The sequence below is a fragment of the Pseudomonas alkylphenolica genome, from assembly GCF_000746525.1.
Classification (GTDB): Bacteria; Pseudomonadota; Gammaproteobacteria; order Pseudomonadales; family Pseudomonadaceae; genus Aquipseudomonas; species Aquipseudomonas alkylphenolica.
In genome coordinates, this window is record NZ_CP009048.1 from 4315028 (window position 1) to 4333949 (window position 18922).

An 18922-nucleotide genomic window follows, 5' to 3' on the forward strand; every position below is an offset into this window, starting at 1 on the left:
GCGTTAACTCTTCTGGTGCCTCAATGAAATCTGCCTCGTATATCTTCGACAAGCGTCTGTATGAGCTGCTTCACGAGGAAGGATATTCAAAGTTCACGACTCGGGAGATTCGCGATGCCTATGCCAGCCGCCTGGATGGCTTAACTTTTCGTATCGGTGATGTGCGTCGCTATGTGTATGAGCAGATCCGCCGAATGTTACGCATTGGTTGGCTTGCGCACGATAAAGAGCGTCTTCCGCGGGGACAGGTCTACCACCTGCAATCCATTCCGGCCCACCTGCAGTTGGAGCTGATCGATAACGGGTTTGAGAACAGCCTCAAAACTGCGTCTGAGCCACTCCAGGAGCCTTTAGTGCTCGAGGATGCAGCAGCGCCTCTAAACCCTCCGATCGGTTCAAATCAGCGTTTAGAATCGCTTCATAAAGAAATCCGTTTGGACTTCCTGTCTTCGATGGGCGAGGCGGAGCGGTACAAGCTGCTTTTGGATGATATGCCATATCTGCGTGACAAGGTCGAGAGCGAATATCTAGAAGCGAGAGACCGCAGTTCGCGTTTGCTGGGCCATCTCCGCGCTATCGAGAAAACACTTAAGACGCTTGCCGCCACACAATGATCAGATCGCTCAGAGACTGGCAACAAAAATGCATCAACACGGCATTGGCGCACTTCACTGTCATGCCACACTTTTTCTGCCAGGCAACGCCTGGCGCCGGTAAAACGCGGATGGCGGCAGAGCTGGCCAGCCGATTGTTCGAGCAAGATAGAGTCGAACTAGTTTTGTGCTTCGCGCCGTCATGCCAGGTGGTGGAGGGTTTTCGCTCAACCTTTGCTGCCGTACTTGGCAGGCGCCTTGACGGCCGGATCGGCGCCGCTGGTGCAGCATTCACCTACCAGGCCATGGAGCATCGAGATGAAGCTTTCTGGCAGCTTCTTGATGACTATCGCGTTTTCGTGGTCTTCGATGAAATCCACCACTGTGCCGGACATGATCCGCTACTCTCCAACGCTTGGGGACAGCAGATCCTAAACCGAATACAGGATCGCGCTGCCTTTACATTGGCCCTCTCCGGAACTCCTTGGCGCTCTGATGAACGAGCCATTGCATTGGCAAGATACTCCACACCCGAAGGGCACTTAATCTGCGACTACCGCTATGGCCTGAAAGAAGCTATTGCAGACGGTGTCTGTCGCTCTCCTCGAATCACCCTACTCGACAATAAGAAAGTGAAAGTCACTAATGAAATAGGTGCTAATAGCTCCGTAAAGGTATTTCCCAGCATTGCCAACCTCTTGGGAGAATCTCCAATCACCTACGAAGAGTTGCTTCGGCATGATGAGGTGATCGCTCAGTTGCTCGATCTTGGCTGCAGCAAACTGAGAGAGATTCGCTCGATTAAGCCGGATGCCGCAGGTTTGGTAGTAGCCACGGACATTGAGCATGCCCAAAAAATTGCACAAGCCCTGAATGCCAGAGACGAAGCTTGCCGCATCGTTACCAACAAAACGCCTGACGCTCAGCAAGTGATCAATGCATTCAGGCAGAGTTCCTGTCGTTGGATTGTCGCCGTTGGGATGATCAGTGAAGGCACCGACATACCACGCCTGCAAGTGTGCTGCTATCTCAGCCGCATCCGCACGGAATTGCATTATCGGCAAGTGCTGGGACGAGTGCTTCGACGAACAGGTGGATCGGATAATCAAGCTTGGCTATTCATGCTAGCGGAGCCGACGCTGAAAGCCTTTGCCGAGCGAATTGCAGAGGACCTGCCGGATGATCTGGCGGTGCTAAATGAGGCGCAGGTGCCAGCTTTCAGTTTCAGCTCAGAACTAGGAATTAGTGACCCGATTGGAAATGACAACGGCCTGGGTGAAAGTATTGAAAGCGAAGATCAGCAATTTGTCGGTGCCGCGCCTACAAACATCGTATCACTGGGCAGAGGCGCAACTGGACCTAGCTACCAAGTGAGTTTTTCCCAGCATTTCAGGCAGCAATTACTAGCTTGTTTGTAGGGAGAAACTCCAGAGCGACGAAAAAGGGGTCATCGTTTTCAGATAGATCCCAACCGCTTGAGCAGATCGTACGCATGAAAAAGTTGCCACATTCTAAACTCAGTGTTCATGGAACTTCTATCAACGAGCCAGTGGGTCGAGACCTCAACAACGCCTGAAGGCTTTGCATCGCGGTTTAACATCACCTCGATGTTATCAGCGAAGAGCATGCCCTGCCCACCAGCAGGAAGAAGGGAATGCCTCTCAATGAAAATAATCTCGAATATCGGCCGTACCGTTGTTCCCATTCATATATTCTGAAAATTCTTTTAGAACATAAATCATCTTTATACCCGCCCCGCCGCTCGCACCATACAACTGATGCGACTCTTTAGTTTCGCAATATTTGGGATCATCTAGCGTATACAGTGTTCTGCAATTGAAGGGTCGGTAGTCGTAAACAGAACAGTTGTTATCGACCAAAAATGGACATGAGCTTTTGTGTTTACGTGTGTGTTTCTTTGTCCGCCTGGCGACACGCCCTGTGTTTTTCTCTATATAAATTGCCTCTAGCTTAGTAATGCTAACATCTACCTTACAGCATGCACTGCATCCTTTACCACAAACCGTGAATGTTCTTGCGAAATTGTTATACAAGTTCAAAAAATCATATATTCGCCTTATCTTGTCGAACTTACTCTCACTTTTGTTCTGCAATTCAAACCCCAGTTTTGCATGCTCTCGAACGAGCGAGTCCGGAATCGGCGGTAATACTCTGAGGGTATTTTTGTCCAGTAATGCGACGGCAGGAATAACTTCCTGAACATTTTTATTGAAAACGGACTTGAAGAACCCCATTAGATATTTTTTCATAAATTTTTCCACTTGTAATTTCCCCATACACCAAACGCCTATCGGCGCGCAATAGATATACTTTAGTGAACGACAAGCAATTCCTAGGGCTGCTGATAACCAAGGACCTTTGAAGGCCTTGGAGAACGGCGATCTTGTGGCATAGGCGTCCGCTTAAAATGGCAAAAATGGTGTCCACTTAAATTTAGGTGGACAGCATCGCCTCAGGCGACGGCGTCAGAAAGATATGCTGTCTGGACGGTTACAAGCATACGGCACCTCTGGGCTTCTTACACACGTCTCTCCGAGAGTAAGCAACAAAGTTCAGTAAGCAATCGGCCAATGCACGGCCATCAATATTGCCTTCAGTGCAGCGCCATACTTAGGCTCAACTTTAATAGCATAGGCGGCTAACCCTAGGAGATGATTGCGAAGCCCAGCAACCGCAGAGAAGCAACGGCGCTGAGCATGCCTGATGGGACCAACGTCGACATGCTCTAGGTAGTGAAGGTGCATGCGCATTTTGCCTTTGAACTCCCTAGTCAATCGAGGCGACTCACCGTCAACCAACAAACCCAAGACAATTTTCGTGCACTAGGTGAGATCACCTTGGTTTTAGCAAGATTCGGCTGGTGGGCCAGCAGCACCAAATGCACGTCGATGTTTACTCGTAGACTCTTTGAAAGTCTGTGGGGCACCCAAAATCGATGTCCAAGCTCACTCTCGGCGAAGAGAGCAGTAACACCTTTTACCCTGTCAGCTTTCTCAAGTAAGAGAGCTCGCAAGTGATCATTTAAATCATCTCAGGACAGGAGGAGAAAGGGTTCAAGCGACTCTTGCGCCAGAGGACGATCCCCCATCGAAAACTGGTCGAGCCACTTCTTGGCTTGTACTGTGATTGAAATTTTGTTGGGTTTTAATCATGTCGAATTCCGAGAGACGATGCAGTGCATTGACGACGTAACATTAGAAGTCTAGCCGTTCCCAGTCAGCCCGATAACCACTCCGCTGGATGCTGTGTAAAGGGTCATTGCGACATTAAGATGTGAACTTTTTTTCCAACGGTCCAGCCGCATTGGTTCTCCACTTACATGGGCCTGCTCAACACTGGATTTATAGCGCGCCTTAACGATTGCTTCAGGATCTTGCTTAATGGCCGCACGAACCAAGTCCCCACGTAACCCCAGAAAGAAAACTCTCCCAGATTCGCCTAGGTATAGCTGACCGACGACATCACGTTCTGCCATCCAGATTTTGCTTTTCGCCAAATAAGCGTCCACATAGTTTTCCCCCGTATAGGGGTGTCCTTCAAGTGACTCGATCTCTTTCGAAACTGCCCCCTCTCGCCACAAAGCCGCCCGATCGCGTAGCGCTCGAGGAAGCTTCGCATTTGGTGCAAGCATAGCCACGATCGAGGCGACATACTCTAGCCGAATCGCGACTTTGATATCGCTAGGGTTGCCCTCCAACTGCTCGGTTGGTGGATCTAGCAACCAGCATTTAGTGCGGATTCCACGGTCATCTGGCCACCCATTCCATGAGCATCTGACCACCGATTCCACGCTGATCCGGCCACCCATTCCACGCGCATCCGGCCACTGATTCCACGGCCATCCGGCCACTCAACCGGGCAGGCAGCTACGCAGGATTTCTTCACTACCATCGACCTCTTTTTCGAAGCAGAGAGGTCGTCGTGGAGCGTTTATCCATGCGTAAGATTCGCGAAGTACTACGTCTCAAGTTCGAGGTCGGACTATCAGCTCGCCAGATTGCGGTCAGCGTGCAGGTCGGTCGTGTCACCGTCGGCGACTACCTCAATCGTTTTGCCGCCAGTGGTCTCAGTTGGCCCTGTTCGTTGTCCGATGCCGAGTTGGAGCAGCAACTGTTCCCGCCGGCCCCGGCGGTTGCCAGCGAGAAGCGGCCTTTACCCGATTGGGCATGGGTGCATGCCGAACTGCGCCGCCCCGGGGTGACCCTGGCGCTGCTCTGGCAGGAGTACCGCCTGAGCCAGCCGCAGGGCTTTCAGTACAGCTGGTTCTGTGAGCACTACCGGGCCTGGCAGGGCAAGCTGGACGTGGTGATGCGTCAGGAGCACCGCGTCGGCGAGAAGCTGTTCGTCGACTATGCCGGCCAGACGGTGCCGGTTATCGACCGCCACAGCGGCGAGATCCGCCAGGCGCAGGTGTTCGTCGCGGTGCTCGGCGCGTCCAGCTACACCTTCGCCGAAGCCACCTGGTCGCAGCAGCTGCCGGACTGGCTAGGCTCGCATACCCGTTGCTTCGCCTTCCTCGGCGGCGTGCCGGAGATCGTGGTGCCGGACAACCTGCGCAGCGCGGTGAGCAAGGCCCATCGTTACGAGCCGGACATCAACCCCAGCTACCGCGACCTTGCCGAGCACTACGGAGTGGCGGTGGTGCCGGCGCGGGCACGCAAACCGCGCGACAAGGCCAAGGCCGAAGTCGGCGTGCAGGTGGTCGAGCGTTGGATCCTCGCGGCCCTGCGCAACCGTCAGTTCTTCTCCTTGGACGAACTCAACAGCGCCATCTCCGTGTTGCTGGAGCGGCTCAACCAACGCCCGTTCAAGAAGCTGCCGGGCTCGCGCCAGACGGCCTTCGACAGCCTGGATCGTCCGGCGCTGCGCCCCCTGCCGGAGCAACCCTACGTCTACGCCGAGTGGAAGAAAGCGCGGGTGCACATCGACTACCACGTCGAGGTCGATGGGCATTACTACTCGGTGCCGTATCAACTGGTGAAGAAGCAGCTGGAGGTGCGCCTGACGGCGCGCACCGTCGAGTGTTTCCACGCCAACCAGCGAGTGGCCAGCCACCTGCGCTCAATGCACAAGGGCCGGCACAGCACGCAGGCCGAGCACATGCCCAAGAGCCATCGCGAGCATGCCGAGTGGACGCCACAACGGCTGATCCGCTGGGCCGAGCAGACCGGGCCGAACACCGCCGGCGTGATCCGGCACATCCTCGAACGGCGCATCCATCCGCAGCAGGGCTACCGGGCCTGCCTGGGCATCCTGCGCCTGGGCAAAACCCACGGCGAAGTGCGCCTGGAGTTGGCCTGCCGTCGCGCCATCAGCCTCGGCACGTGCAGCTACAAGAGCCTCGAATCGATCCTGCGCCAGGGGCTGGAGAACCTGCCGCTGGCCCAGCAGCACCTGCCCCTGCTGCCGGACGACCACGCCAACCTGCGCGGCCCCGGCTACTACCACTGAACACAAGGAATCCCACCATGCTGCCCCATCCGACCCTGGACAAGCTGCAAACCCTGCGCCTGCACGGCATGCTCAAGGCGCTGAACGAACAACTGAAAACCCCGGACATCGACAGCCTGAGCTTCGAGGAACGCCTCGGCCTGCTGGTCGACCGCGAGCTGACTGAACGCGACGACAAGCGCCTGAGCAGCCGCCTGCGCCAGGCCCGGCTCAAGCACAACGCCTGCCTCGAAGACATCGACTACCGCAGCCCGCGCGGGCTGGATAAGGCGCTGATCCTGCAACTGAGCGGCGGCCAGTGGCTACGCGACGGCCTCAACCTGATCATCGGCGGCCCCACCGGTGTCGGTAAAACCTGGCTGGCCTGCGCCCTGGCCCACCAGGCCTGCCGAGAAGGCTACAGCGTGCGTTACCTGCGCTTGCCGCGTTTGCTGGAAGAACTGGGTCTGGCCCATGGCGACGGGCGCTTCGCCAAGCTGATGAGCAGCTACGCCAAGACCGACCTGCTGATCCTCGATGACTGGGGCTTGGCCCCGTTCACCGCCGAACAGCGGCGCGACATGCTGGAGCTACTGGACGACCGCTACGGCCAGCGCTCGACCATCGTTACCAGCCAGATGCCGGTGGACAACTGGCACGAACTGATCGGCGATCCGACCCTGGCCGACGCTATCCTCGACCGCCTGGTGCACAACGCTTACCGGATCAATCTGAAGGGTGAATCAATGCGCAAACGGACGCAGAAATTGACGACGCCAGCCAACCCGGACTAACAATGCCACCCCTGCGTCGCTGCGCTCCGACTGCCCGGCCGGATGGCCGTGGAACAGGTGGCCAGATGGCCCTGGAATGCCTGGCCAGATGAGAGCGGACTGGGTGGCCGGATGGCGTGGAATCCGCACATTTAGCTTCATTCGTTGGGTCAATAGATACAATCATCCCGTACATCGCCGTCGCGGGATGTTTGTAGGCAGCACCTATGTTTGTAATCTTGGATTTTTTCTTGGAAATATTTCTTGCATGCGCCTTCACGGCACTTTGATCAACCGTATTGTCGCGAACAAAACTTCCCTTCGCTTCGATCTGTACGACCGCATTTTGGGCCGTAATGCCAACCAAAGTCCGCTCAAAATCAAAGGTCGGATGCGCTCGCGTCCCTTTTTGCTCTGGAATCGTTTCCCAGTCTGCGGCCGTCAAGCCAAACAAAGAGCTCGCGACAGAAAGGCTAACGGCCTCACCCACATTTTCTTGGAGGCCTTTGCTACCTGGCCGCCAATTGATCGAGCCGTTCAAATCTAGAACACCGTTCAACCAAGTGCTTGCTGTGTCTAGGTAATTGAGCCGCTCTATGTACGAGGCATAGTCTGGACTTACTGAACGGTGGATGAGGAAATAGTTGAGGAAGTCTGACAGAGGAATCTTCCCCTGCTTCTGAAACGACTCTACTTTGGAGGCGGTGCCCAACGTCTCGTATGCCCCCTTCGCAAGCAGTGATTGGTGGCCGTCGTAATAATCCAGATTTACCATCAGCGATTGAGATAGGGAGGGGACAGGCATTGCTATCTTCTATGACATGAATGATGCGCGAATACTACCACTGATAGCATTTTGCCCAAGGTAGAAAAATCAATAACTTAATACTCTGAATGCAGTCCACGCGAAAGTGTTTAACGCGGATCTTTTCTATGAGCTCCGCTGCCTATGGTGACGGGGTTCTCCATGCGCTGAGTTCAGGGACAGCGTCGCTTTCTAACTCACTGCTGGCGTCTCTGGACGACTGAAAAACTGAACGATTCATCGAGCCCAGGGGCATAATGCCCCTAGGCTGTCGTTGCTAAAAAATTAGCAGTTCAGAGGCGGTTGTCACTCCTCCTTCACGGCCTCTTCAATCACTTTTAGCAGTCGGTGGGAGCGAAGCTGTTCAGGGTCCCCCATCGAGTATTTGATCAACTCTTCATTCCCCAATGCATCCCGGTACGACGGAGAAAGTCGGTTCATCAACCCGGAGCAATCCTCCAGCAACGAAGATAGGCTCTCCTCGACAGAGTGAACAGCGAAAACCTTCATACGCAAGGCCAAGGAATAGATCCATAGATTGACCTGGTGGGCACGACTATAGCTGGTCCAACTGACCTGAGTGGCCAGTGGCACACGTATAATTCGTGCCGATTTGGCGAATACACGTTGCAACTCCGTTACCAACGGCTTTTGCTCCCCCTCCTCCAAAAACCCAAACAAAATGGCCAATTCATCAGTGAATGCTCCATCACTGATAAACCGAAAAGACAAATGATCTCCCTTCAACCCAGGCAGCCACTGAGCTGTTAGATCCCCTAACCACTGGGTGGCCACCTGCGCAGGTTTTATGACTCCTCGCTCCAGCATTGGGACGAGCAGCGCCTCCAAAATCCAAGGTGTAATGTGATGCAGCCTACCTAAGCGTCCACGGACAGGATCAAGAATTTCCTTTAAATCCGTGTCCCGCAATGGCGTCTCAATCATCAATGTCAATCGCTCGACTAGCAAACTGAGGCTGTCTGACTCTTGGTAATTTGCCTCGTTGATCAACCAGCAAAGTATCTTGGTCCTGACATCGGTAGGAAAGACATTGAGTTCGTCGAGAATATCCAGCCCAGATTTTCCCTCATCGAGCTCGGACTTGAGAATGTGCAACCCCATCCACTGCGTGATCGGACAGCTCTCCGACAACAAAGCGCGGATGCATGCAGTTTTACTGCCGAGGTATGGATAACTGCAGATGTGACGGAGTGTCGTGGTGATCAACGCTCGCTGGCGTAACAGGCTCGCATCCTCGGTCTTCTCGCCAATAGGCCAATTTTTGACTTGATCACGAAGCCATTTCGCCAGGACCGTTGGGCTTTTCAACCACAACAAGACGATAGCGTAGTAGTCCCCGTACTCTACTTCAGATGGAGCATAGGAAAAGGTACGCTCAGGATCATCACCTGTCTTCAGGTGTTCATGGAGACTCAGACTGAAGTAGTAATCGAGGTCGATAAATCTCCTTGAGGCCCCTGATGGAAGCAAACTGTTTCTTCGATTAGGGTCAAGATGACGGAGCAGACTATGCTCCAATTCTGGCGTAAGTTGAGCACCCTCAAACCTATACAATTCACCAGCCGGCACAGAGGCGAGAAGCTCGCCCATTGCGTCCCACGCGTCGTGAAAAGGCTCCAGATCAAATCCCTTTTCCCAGAGTTTTTCCGGAACATTTTCAAATTTACTTTCGCAAATTTCCTCCCCCTCAATCAAACCCAGGCCGTTTGACACCTCGGCAAGATTAGCTCCAGAAAGCCCTCGCAACTCATCGAGTTCAAGCCACCAAGCAAACACATCTCCAGCGCGTGGCAGATCTAACAGCGAAGTACATTCAGTGTGTACCTGAACCTCCTGCTTTGCTTGGGTTCGAGAATCGAAAAGCACTTTCTCAGCCATGTCCGTTTCTGGCTGAGAATGGAACGTGGCATCGATGATGTCGTCCATGTAGGTGAAAATAGCCGGAAGGATGTCCGACGGAATCGGCGTCACCAACAATGGGTGATTTTCGTTGGCCATCTGTATGGAGTTGGACACCTGATATCCGGCCAGCGGTATACCTTTCCGAGAACGGATCAGCACCATGCGGTCATGAAGCTTATTGGCTGGAAGTGCAATCACACGCAAATGCACGTTACCGAAAGAACTACTGCCCCATTCATTGCATTTCTGTAGCAGATTCTTTATCCGCTGTTGCTGGTCACTATCGCTCGATGACGCGACGCCATCCGCTTTGGCCTGCTTCTCAGACGTGAACATCACATAGTCGCCCGCAAAGGTACCAATCCGATGCAGAAGGTCGATCCCAACATCTTCGATGAATGGGTCAAACCAAGCGATTTGGGCGTCGGGATGAGCCGAAAATGTCTCTCGTAGCCACGCTACCAATTGCAGCCGGCTCATTCCCTCACTGTCAGACAGCTTGGGAAAGAACCGTGCGGAGGACTTCTTTGGAAGCAGTAAAGCGAGCGACTCCGCAATACCACGATTTACATCGACCCACGGATCATCCTTGTGACCACCAATGACGGATCGCGAAGGCGTTGAGGAACGTTGAATTGCCTTAGCGTCTTCAAGCTGACCTTTCGCTCGGGCGGGTACCTGCTTGGCCAACCAATCAGTTTTGCCCTCAATCCTCATTGATTGATGGACCCGCATTTCCATATTCATAGTGCGGACGAAGAAATTTCCTGTCTGCAGACACAAGAACGCTTCCGAAGAATCCTCAGGTTGAGAAAACACTTCTAGAGTCACTGCCGTGGCAATCTGCTCCTTGAAGGTGTCAATGTGAAATCTGACCTCAAAAGGCAGAGCAACATCCTTTTCCACTGTGGCAATGTGAGTGGATTGCAGACAACCATCACTGAAAGATTTGAGCACCACAAGCAGCTTGCAGGGCACATTCGTGAATGGCTCAAGGATCTGTACCGACGCGAAATCACCTTTGGTCTTCAGGCGATACTTGGAGCGTTCTGACTCGTTCAGCGATGGGGCACAGAGAAACTCAAAGTCCCCCAAGCGCCAAGCATCCAGAACTGCGAAATCTAGACCTGTATCGGCATCCAACGCATCGCACACCGATCGGGCGATCGTTCCAGCGTTGTCAACTCCGAAGTCTAGAAATAATGACTCTTTACTAAGACGCGTGAGGGCGCCGCTGTCATAACTCCCGTAAGAGCTTGGGCTCAAGCGTTTGCTAACAAATCGATAGTAATCACGAGTCGGCAGATGCATGATCGGTCGGATGCATACGTCCGAGCCAAACGCAGCGGCTCCAAGTACACCCGCCAGCTTGCTATCCACCTGAATGCCTGCTTGATCACTGGCTTCGAGCAACGACATACCTGCACTCAAACATTCACTGAAAAGCCTCAATGCTGTGGTTGAGATAAAAGCCGTGAACGGAAGAATTCGTAGAGAGGATTGCTCAGTTAAAACCATAGCTTTGCCATTGATAGACCCAGTCCAGCGGCCCGCGCTGTAGTCAGCAGGCAGAGCCCGCCCATAGAGCCAACGAATGGACGTCTCCTGCTTGCTCTTGTACTCCAGCAACCACACCTGCATAACGCAGGACTTTGCATCTTCGTTGAAAACTCCGAGAAGCCGCGGATCAGTTAACAGTTGCTCAAAAGCTGGATTCATATGATCGCCATGCCGGTGAATTAAAGATTTGTGGTAAGTCCAATGGTGCTGGGAGCAGAGAATTAAGGGGACGCTGCCAGTCTGATCCCAGACTTCCGCTGACAGACTTTTCCGCACTCGATTTGTTGCCCCTGAAGGCTCTTTTCATCGTAGGACTTCTAAAATGGCCAAGCCTCCAGGGGAAGGGAATCCGGAGCTAACGGTTGCTCTCTACGCGAAAAAGTTACCACATTTCGTATTTTAACTGAATTGGCGCCATTCATATTCCTGGCCACTTGTAGGATGGTTACCCTTCGCGTCCTTCTTCTTTTTTAGATAAGCAAGAAACCACCTGATCACAACAACCACTGCCACCAGCGCGCCCGCACATTTCAAAGCAAAAAAATTATCGTTCATGCACATCCATCCAAAATTTCCGGCTCTGCATTGGCGGAAAAATGTCCACCAGGTGAGAAACACTGAAGGTACACATTATCCTAATTCCAACCTCGCAACATCCGATCCGACAACGCCAGGCAACTGGTCAAGCCCGGCGATTCGATGCCGAACAGATTGACCAGGTCGGCCACCCCATGCTCGGCCGGGCTGCCCGAGCACATGAGTCGACTTATCGGACAGGGTGTTTTCACGTTGAGCTGTTGACTTTGACTTTATTGAGAAGAACGGCGAGCATCTACCATTATTCTTAACCAACTCTTCCTGAGGGCTTATTACCATGATCCAGTTGCAAGATTACTTTCGCAGCCGTGTTTCACAGGCAGCCTATGATCTGTTCGCGGTTTTTTCTCGCTTTGAATACGCGATGAAAAAAGGAGGTTTTCGGCGTGGTGAAAACGCTGATGCGGCATGGACCAAATTCGCTAACCATCTACCAGCGGATATTTTCCCCCGCTTGCGCGCGACATCCGATGTGGCAATTTATTTCGACGCTCCACCGGATCGATTGGTGGCCGATACTGGTGAAGGCGTGCGATGGTCCGGCAAACCCACCACGCCGACTACAATGCCAGAACTGCTTGATTGCATAAAAATCGCTAGGAACAATCTGTTCCACGGTGATAAACGACATGACAACCGAAGGGACACTGAACTCATGGTTGCAGCTCTGTTCGTGCTCAACCATATTTATGAATCTATTGAGTACGATCCAAAATTTGACGCTTTCATCTCCGAAATGGAATATGGCCTTTGATTCTTAAGCCGTTTCCTTCGACCTCAATCATCGGCACTTGTCGTTTTTTGTAATATTTGACGATGTATAATTAATCCAATTAATAAGGCTTCCGTAGTTTTCTTCATTGACCCTGCGTTGGTCTACGAGGAGGCCATCGCTGCCACTATAATGATCCGAGAGTGGCATTCATTTGGCCACGAGCGGTCGCTGCTAAAGTTGCTACCTGCAGCCATTGCAGCAATCCTATCACTTGACCACGCTAAACAACTAGGAATGGAATATGGCATTAGCTGAAGATCTGAAAAAATGGGTAGACGAAACCTTCACAGCTGTTTGGGAGGTTCAAGAGACGGCTGGAGTTCCTAACCCCGAAGATCTGCGCCTAAACTCAAACCACGCAAAAGATTTGAATTCAGCGACCGTGCTATATGCGGATCTGGACGGGTCTACAGATATGGTGAACATGAAGAAATGGGAGTTCAGCACCGAAATCTATAAAACCTTCCTCAAATGTGCTTCCGACATCATTAAAAACGAAGGTGGGGTCATCACCGCGTACGATGGGGATCGCGTTATGGGAATCTTCACCGGTGATTACAAAAACACCTCCGCAGCACGCTGCGCTTTGAAGATAAACTTTGCTGTGCAAGATATTATTCAACCCGCAATCTCAAAGGGATGGACTACAGATTTTGTCTTAAAGCATGTTGTAGGCATCGACACCAGTCAATTGAAAACAGCACGAATTGGGGTGCGAGGTGATAACGACTTAGTTTGGGTGGGCCGTGCAGCAAATTACGCCGCAAAACTTACAAATCTGGCTAACAAACCAACCCGCATTACCGAGGACGTCTATAAAAGGTTGGCATCAGACTTGAAACAAACCAACGGTACAGACATGTGGGTTCGCGAATATTGGGAGGGGATGGGAATTTGGATGTACTCCTCCACCTGGAAATGGCGGGTGTAAATTTATAACCACGCCTGGAGGGCAGGAGCAAGCCATTGAACGCAATAACAGCCACGTAAACCCGGGCCTTTATCGGCCGCGATGGGCATTGGCGTTACCGTCATTAACCTGAACGCCCAACCTTCGCGGCACCTAGCGCGCATTGCGGCCAAGGCCCAGGAATGTACGCAAGAAAATTTCTGAGCTGAAGAAAGCCCCCGCCCCTTCACAGACGGCACATTCGACAATGTCCCGCGGCAAAAAAGGTTATAGCCCCACCACCCGCACCTCGACTGCATTTTTCTTTTTTGGATCCCATTGAATTTTTTCGGCACATCCCCATTTGCTTGAGAGACCCTTTACCCCCGCGGGGCTGTCGATAAATGTCTACAGAAAAAATGATTGAACGATTTGAAGGTGTTGCGGGCCGGCCAGCCCTTGAAGAGGTTTTGCTAGAGCAGAAATTGGTTCTCGGCAATGAAACGCTGGCCAAACGTCTGGCGCAGGCTGGCTCCTTGATTGAGCTAGAGCAAGATCAGGTTCTCATTGAGCAGGGAGGGCAGGATACCGACGTTTTTTTTATCATCACGGGGCAACTCAAAATCAAAGTTCACGACCGGGAAGTGGCAATCCGTGGACAAGGAGAGCACGTCGGGGAAATGTCTGCATTGGTGGTGACGGCGAAACGTTCAGCGACCGTTGTCGCTACAGAATCTTCGGTCGTATTGAAGGTATCGGCTGTCGACTTTAAAGCGGCAGCAAACGATTTCCCCCGCATTTGGCAATACGTCACCCGTGAACTAGTTGAACGGCTGCATCAACGCAACGCTTTGGTGCGACCTTCCCACAAATCAGCCCGAGTGTTCATCATCTCTTCCAAAGAGGCGTTGCCGATTGCACGCGAGATCGAACGTCAGCTCGAGCATGACACGTTCTTTGTCAAAATCTGGACCGAAGGTACGTTTCGCGCGTCGAAGTACACCATTGAAAGTCTGGAGGAACAGCTGGACGAAAGCGATTTTGCTATCGCAATCGCCCAGCCCGACGACGAAGTGGCAAGCCGTGGCCAATCGCAAGGCGCACCACGTGACAATGTGATTTTTGAACTCGGCATGTTCGTCGGCCGTCTTGGCAGAATGCGGTCGATTCTCCTAGAGCCCAGGGGCGATGAAGTTCGCCTTCCTTCAGACCTGAAAGGTCTCACAACCATCACCTACCGCCCGCCCTCAGACAAAGAACAAGCAAAGCTGGGGCCCGCCTGCACCTCGCTGCGGGAAATTTTCAACGAACTAGGCCCGCGATAATTCGAATTATCTTCAGCAAACCATAACCTTGCTAAATGAAAGGTTATGCGTCCTCAGTAAAGGAGAGTTCAGTGAGTAAGAGTTGGAGCCACAACCGCGCAGTCGAACATATCGATAAGAAAATTGCTGATGTGAAAGACATCACCGTCAAAGACTACGTCCGCGACATGTCCTTGGAGTCGATTCCAACGAGCGTTGCCTACCGGGTCGATGGTGTTCACATGTACGCCGATATCCAGAATCTGCACGATATGCTCAACATTACGCATGTCGAGGGTACTGATTGCCATAAGCGCACGCTACGATTCCTTGATCAACACTACCGTGCAGTCAAGCGCATTCTCGATAGGGTCGACGCTCGGCGGGTGGACTTCCACAGCCAACGGTTACATTCGTTGTTCACCAAACCTTACAACAGCGATACCGACGCCGAACTGAAGCGCGTGCAAAGGGCGGTCGCGACGGCCAAGCTCATGATCGATGTGCTTGCCCAGACGGGTGACGATGATGAGCAAATTCCCGCCGCGAAGCTGCGAATCGGCATTGATACCGGCCTCGCCCTGGCGGTTAATAACGGCCGCAAGGGGAATCGTGAACCGCTATTCCTAGGCGACCCAGCTAATCACGCAGCTAAACTGGCCAGCAACAGCAGCGCCAAGGGCATCTACCTCACCAATGCTGCCCGTATGGCAATTGGCTTGCCTGAGAAAGACGCGCCCGAAAAAGCTGCCTTGACGAATGAAGAAATCAAGGACTGCCAAAACGCCGCTAAATTGGACGTCACTGCCGACGAAATCGTCGAGGAATGGCGCGAGGACCTGAAGAACAATCCCATTGGCGGCTACCAGTTTACCCGCCAGACACCGCCACTGTGCGACATGGACATCAGCAAGCTGACACCCGCCAACTCCAAACGCCAAGAGATGGTAAGCCTTTATGCCGATATCGACGGCTTCACGTCCTATGTCGCGGAACATATCGACGACAACGCCGAGGACGTCGTCCGTACGCTGCATGTAATACGCGCAGAACTCGAACGCGTAGTTACGTCTGACTTTCAGGGTCGGCGAGTCCGCTTCATTGGTGACTGCGTGCAGGCGCTGTCCTGTGATGGTACTGCCCACACCACGGACGAACAAACAACGATCTCCGAATCAACCCGGTTAGCCGGCGCGCTACGCAGCAGTTTCAACCTGGCAATCGAGCGTTTGAACGCAAAGGATTATGAAACGGGTGAACTGGGTCTCGCGATAGGCTTTGATATTGGCCCCATTTCGGTAACCCGCCTGGGCAAGCAAGGAGACCGCGTTCGCTGCGCGATCGGACGTAAAGTGATCGAATCCGAAAATCGCCAGTTTGCTTGTACAGGTGTCGAGACTGCGATTGGGCAAGCGGCTTATGACGCTGCGACTGACGCCGTGAAAGATCTGTTTGGCAAGACTCGCAAGATTGCTAACCTGGATTATAACGAGGCCACTGAGGCGTTGGCCGACAAGGGTGATGAGTCAGCCAAACAGGCACGTACGGAAGCGTATGCTGGTGCTCCGGCCATCATTCTCGTGGACAACCGTGAAGTCCGTCCTTACGCGATCACCACTACCGGCGAGTCAGGTAACTCTTGATCACCGCATTTAATCTGATTACACAGTTCGCCCCCGATTTCGGGGGCGCTTGCACAGTTGATTCGGACTCTTCTGCTATTTTGGAATTGCCGATCCAGCTGGTTGACGGCAGGGTTTTACAGTACAGATTGCGCCTGCGACGGAGCGATGAATCGGTTTACGTTCAAGAGGAACAGCCCACTCACCTGCCGTCCTTTTGCCCTGAACGGCACATCAATTATGACGGTACTTTCTGTCTGTATTACCCAGCGGCCAGCCGCTTGGCCGTGACTGACGAAGTATCTGCTGTGGCTTGGCTTGAAACACTCTACAGATACCTCAAGCTTCAAGAACGAGCCCGGGTTCAGCGTAAATGGCCCAACAACGAGGTCTGGGCCCATGGGAACGCCGCCCATCACCAAATTCGCGCGTCGACCGCTGCTACAGGCTTAAATGGTGAATTTTCGGCGGCGCTTGAACAGAATCAGATTGCACTGCAACGTCGACGATCGAAAGGTCGCGCGATCCTGGAAATCTGGGTTCGCGGCGTTCACGCCTATAGCGTGTGGGAGTCTTACAGACGAGTAATCAATCTGAAGCAGCGCTGCTTTTGCGGGGCCTCTGGGCTTAGGCGTCCGAAGACATTACGTCGGTGTGGACTTCACGCCAAACAAGCCGTTGAATTGGCCTTTGCGCTACGTGACTGGCAGAGCGAAGAGGATCGTTATTGGCAAAGCATGCAGGATCGGAGCTGCTGTGGCTCCTGCGATAACTGCCCTCTTTCACCATCACCTTGACTAAGTGCTGAAGAACCGCGAGGCCGGGTATCCCCAGAAATCGCATAACGGTGTTTTGGAGAGGTGCTGATTGGGACCATGAGCGTCCTTCCCCGCAGGGTAACAAACGTATGACTATATAGATGAAAGGTACAACGTTAAATCGCACTCCGCCTGAGCCGATTTGCCTTTCCAACCCTAGGAATGGCAATGTGCCAATGTCACGACTAAGCGCGATCCCTGCACGAGTCAATACCCCAAGGAGCAACTATGGCATACCGAAATGGTAACTATTGCGCGTTCTATGTGGCTGAACCCTTTCACGAAAGTTCACTAGCTGCCCATGCTACCAAGGACTTCGTTTACTACAACATGCTGCGAGCTTGGAAGGCCAAAGACCCATCCTTTCCTTTCATTGACTCCCACGCGAAAACTTATAGCGTGAGGGACGGCAGTGATTGGGAAAGTACGTTAAAACCAAGATTGCGCGAACGCCTGCAGTCCTCAAAGAATATTGTATTGTTTTTAAGCAGCGTCACTATTAGTTCAGTTGCCCTGAATGAGGAAATTGAATACGGGATCGAAAACCAAGGACTTCCCGTCATTGTTATTTACCCAGAATTCAAAACAAAAGGATCCTTATTGCTGAATGGCGCCTTGTCTGAGGATGTTAAAAAATTGTGGAGCAGGCTTCCGACTTTTAAAAGACTGATGTCCAAGGTGCCGACCTTGCATATACCGCTCAACCAAGAAACCATAGTAACCGCACTAATCAACTCAGATTTTTCACTTACGTCAAAGACCAAACCGGATGTCTACCGCTATTCCGCATAATCAATGACACACGAAAACAACAAGGAGAACAGCTTGCGCAAGGTTAGTTTTTTTGACAGTCAGTTAATGAAAAACTTTAAGGAACGGATTTCCACCACCAGCACCGTATTGTCCCTCGCATTGATTTTTGTGGAAATCCCTGCGCAGATGAAGGCGTTGGCTGGCGCTATTTTTATCGGACTTCTAATTGTAGTTTACGTCTGGTTGTGGCATAGAGCAAATCAGCTAAAAAGCGTTGATTTAGACATTGATGGCAGCAAAGTCACGGTGAAGGCAGGCGACTTATTTTTGGAGCCAGGATTAAAAGTCATTGCATTCAACGAGTACTTCGACACGGTCGTCGACGATCGAATCATATCTGCGCACTCATTAAATGGGGTATTTATTAATTTACACTTGCCCAGCACGCTTACCAAACTCGATCACCACCTAGAAACATATCCCTTTGACCCTGACGAACTGGGTGAATTAAACACTGCCAGACGTGCAGGAAAACTGCAAAAATATAAAATCGGCACACTATGTGTCTACGATGATTTTATACTTACAGCATTCTCAAAGTTTGACAATCAAAATCGGGCAATGCTGACCATGCCCGAGTACCTGGAGTTCTTGATCAACTTTTGGGATAAAATCAATAAAGTGTACGCTCAACAAAGCGTATCCACACCAATTTTCGGCTCAGGCATTACGCGAATCAAGGAACACAAAAACATCAGTGATGAAGACCTGCTCAAGATTATGTTGTGGACATTTCGGATCAGCGAAATGCGATTTAAGTACCCCGCCAAACTGACGATTGTGATCCACCAAGACAAAATCAAGACCATCAACCTTCTGGACATAAAATCGGCGAAAAACGGTTTATAAATTTTACCGTCAACGGCGTCATCTCCCTACGCCTAGGAGTTGAGGATGAGTGATGAGCGCTGTTTTAATATGTGAGCGGCGCACTGTTTCTCATCACTCATTAACGAAGTAATCACCACTATTTTTGACTGCATCAACGTAGCGTATCGA

Annotated in this window: 15 protein-coding genes and 1 pseudogene; 11 read left to right on the forward strand and 5 right to left on the reverse strand. The window is 52.1% G+C overall.

Annotated features, from left to right (window positions below; genetic code table 11):
- Nucleotides 1-23: 23 nt before the first annotated feature.
- Entirely contained in the window at nucleotides 24-614 is a 591-nt protein-coding gene (locus PSAKL28_RS19785; protein WP_038613675.1) for a VspR family transcription factor, read from the forward strand.
- Nucleotides 611-2011, forward strand: coding sequence for a DEAD/DEAH box helicase (locus PSAKL28_RS19790; RefSeq protein ID WP_038613676.1), 1401 nt, complete (start codon nucleotides 611-613; stop codon nucleotides 2009-2011). Before PSAKL28_RS19785 ends, PSAKL28_RS19790 begins: the two co-directional genes overlap by 4 nt.
- Before the next feature lie 243 nt (nucleotides 2012-2254).
- Here PSAKL28_RS19790 and PSAKL28_RS27165 read toward each other — a convergent pair whose 3' ends face one another.
- Nucleotides 2255-2863 (reverse strand): YkgJ family cysteine cluster protein, encoded by a 609-nt coding sequence (locus tag PSAKL28_RS27165; protein ID WP_218918489.1) that lies wholly within the window; start codon nucleotides 2861-2863, stop codon nucleotides 2255-2257.
- 953 nt (nucleotides 2864-3816) lie between these two features.
- Entirely contained in the window at nucleotides 3817-4245 is a 429-nt protein-coding gene (locus PSAKL28_RS19800; RefSeq protein ID WP_157687051.1) for a hypothetical protein, read from the reverse strand.
- Between the two features lie 305 nt (nucleotides 4246-4550).
- Here PSAKL28_RS19800 and istA point away from each other — a divergent pair, with 305 nt between their 5' ends.
- Nucleotides 4551-6065: an IS21-like element IS1491 family transposase gene (gene istA, locus PSAKL28_RS19805; RefSeq protein WP_019364253.1), complete on the forward strand. Its 1515-nt coding sequence runs from the start codon at nucleotides 4551-4553 to the stop codon at nucleotides 6063-6065.
- Between the two features lie 17 nt (nucleotides 6066-6082).
- The gene (gene istB, locus PSAKL28_RS19810) at nucleotides 6083-6838 is read left to right on the forward strand and encodes an IS21-like element ISPpu7 family helper ATPase IstB (RefSeq protein ID WP_003290589.1); all 756 of its coding nucleotides are present in this window, start codon (nucleotides 6083-6085) and stop codon (nucleotides 6836-6838) included.
- On the opposite strand, the gene PSAKL28_RS27745 is transcribed toward istB, so the two are convergent.
- From PSAKL28_RS27745 to PSAKL28_RS28605, 3 genes and pseudogenes are all read right to left on the reverse strand, one after another.
- Nucleotides 6771-7622, reverse strand: a complete 852-nt coding sequence (locus PSAKL28_RS27745; RefSeq protein ID WP_157687052.1) for a hypothetical protein — start codon at nucleotides 7620-7622, stop codon at nucleotides 6771-6773. The two genes, istB and PSAKL28_RS27745, sit on opposite strands and share 68 nt — an antisense overlap.
- A 306-nt stretch (nucleotides 7623-7928) precedes the next feature.
- Nucleotides 7929-11264: a VPA1262 family protein gene (locus PSAKL28_RS19820; protein WP_038613683.1), complete on the reverse strand. Its 3336-nt coding sequence runs from the start codon at nucleotides 11262-11264 to the stop codon at nucleotides 7929-7931.
- A 476-nt stretch (nucleotides 11265-11740) separates the two neighbouring features.
- Nucleotides 11741-11848, reverse strand: a pseudogene (locus PSAKL28_RS28605) (hypothetical protein); the annotation flags it as partial.
- A 131-nt stretch (nucleotides 11849-11979) separates the two neighbouring features.
- On the opposite strand from PSAKL28_RS28605, the gene PSAKL28_RS19825 reads away from it, so the two are divergent.
- From PSAKL28_RS19825 to PSAKL28_RS19855, 7 genes are all read left to right on the forward strand, one after another.
- Nucleotides 11980-12456, forward strand: coding sequence for a hypothetical protein (locus PSAKL28_RS19825; RefSeq protein ID WP_038613685.1), 477 nt, complete (start codon nucleotides 11980-11982; stop codon nucleotides 12454-12456).
- Nucleotides 12457-12718: 262 nt separating this feature from the next.
- Nucleotides 12719-13408, forward strand: a complete 690-nt coding sequence (pycC, locus tag PSAKL28_RS19830; RefSeq protein WP_038613688.1) for a Pycsar phage resistance system uridylate cyclase PycC — start codon at nucleotides 12719-12721, stop codon at nucleotides 13406-13408.
- Nucleotides 13409-13770: 362 nt separating this feature from the next.
- Nucleotides 13771-14691, forward strand: a complete 921-nt coding sequence (locus PSAKL28_RS19835) for a TIR domain-containing protein (RefSeq protein WP_051939486.1) — start codon at nucleotides 13771-13773, stop codon at nucleotides 14689-14691.
- A gap of 71 nt (nucleotides 14692-14762) precedes the next feature.
- Nucleotides 14763-16313: a Pycsar phage resistance system uridylate cyclase PycC gene (gene pycC, locus PSAKL28_RS19840; protein WP_038613690.1), complete on the forward strand. Its 1551-nt coding sequence runs from the start codon at nucleotides 14763-14765 to the stop codon at nucleotides 16311-16313.
- Entirely contained in the window at nucleotides 16310-17089 is a 780-nt protein-coding gene (locus PSAKL28_RS27755; RefSeq protein ID WP_157687054.1) for an E2 domain-associated cysteine-rich protein, read from the forward strand. The genes pycC (PSAKL28_RS19840) and PSAKL28_RS27755 overlap by 4 nt, the downstream gene beginning before the upstream one ends.
- Before the next feature lie 249 nt (nucleotides 17090-17338).
- Complete coding sequence (locus tag PSAKL28_RS19850; protein WP_038613694.1) at nucleotides 17339-17902, forward strand: TIR domain-containing protein; 564 nt, start codon at nucleotides 17339-17341, stop codon at nucleotides 17900-17902.
- A gap of 33 nt (nucleotides 17903-17935) precedes the next feature.
- Nucleotides 17936-18772, forward strand: a complete 837-nt coding sequence (locus PSAKL28_RS19855; RefSeq protein ID WP_257011819.1) for a macro domain-containing protein — start codon at nucleotides 17936-17938, stop codon at nucleotides 18770-18772.
- The last annotated feature ends 150 nt before the right edge of the window (nucleotides 18773-18922 follow it).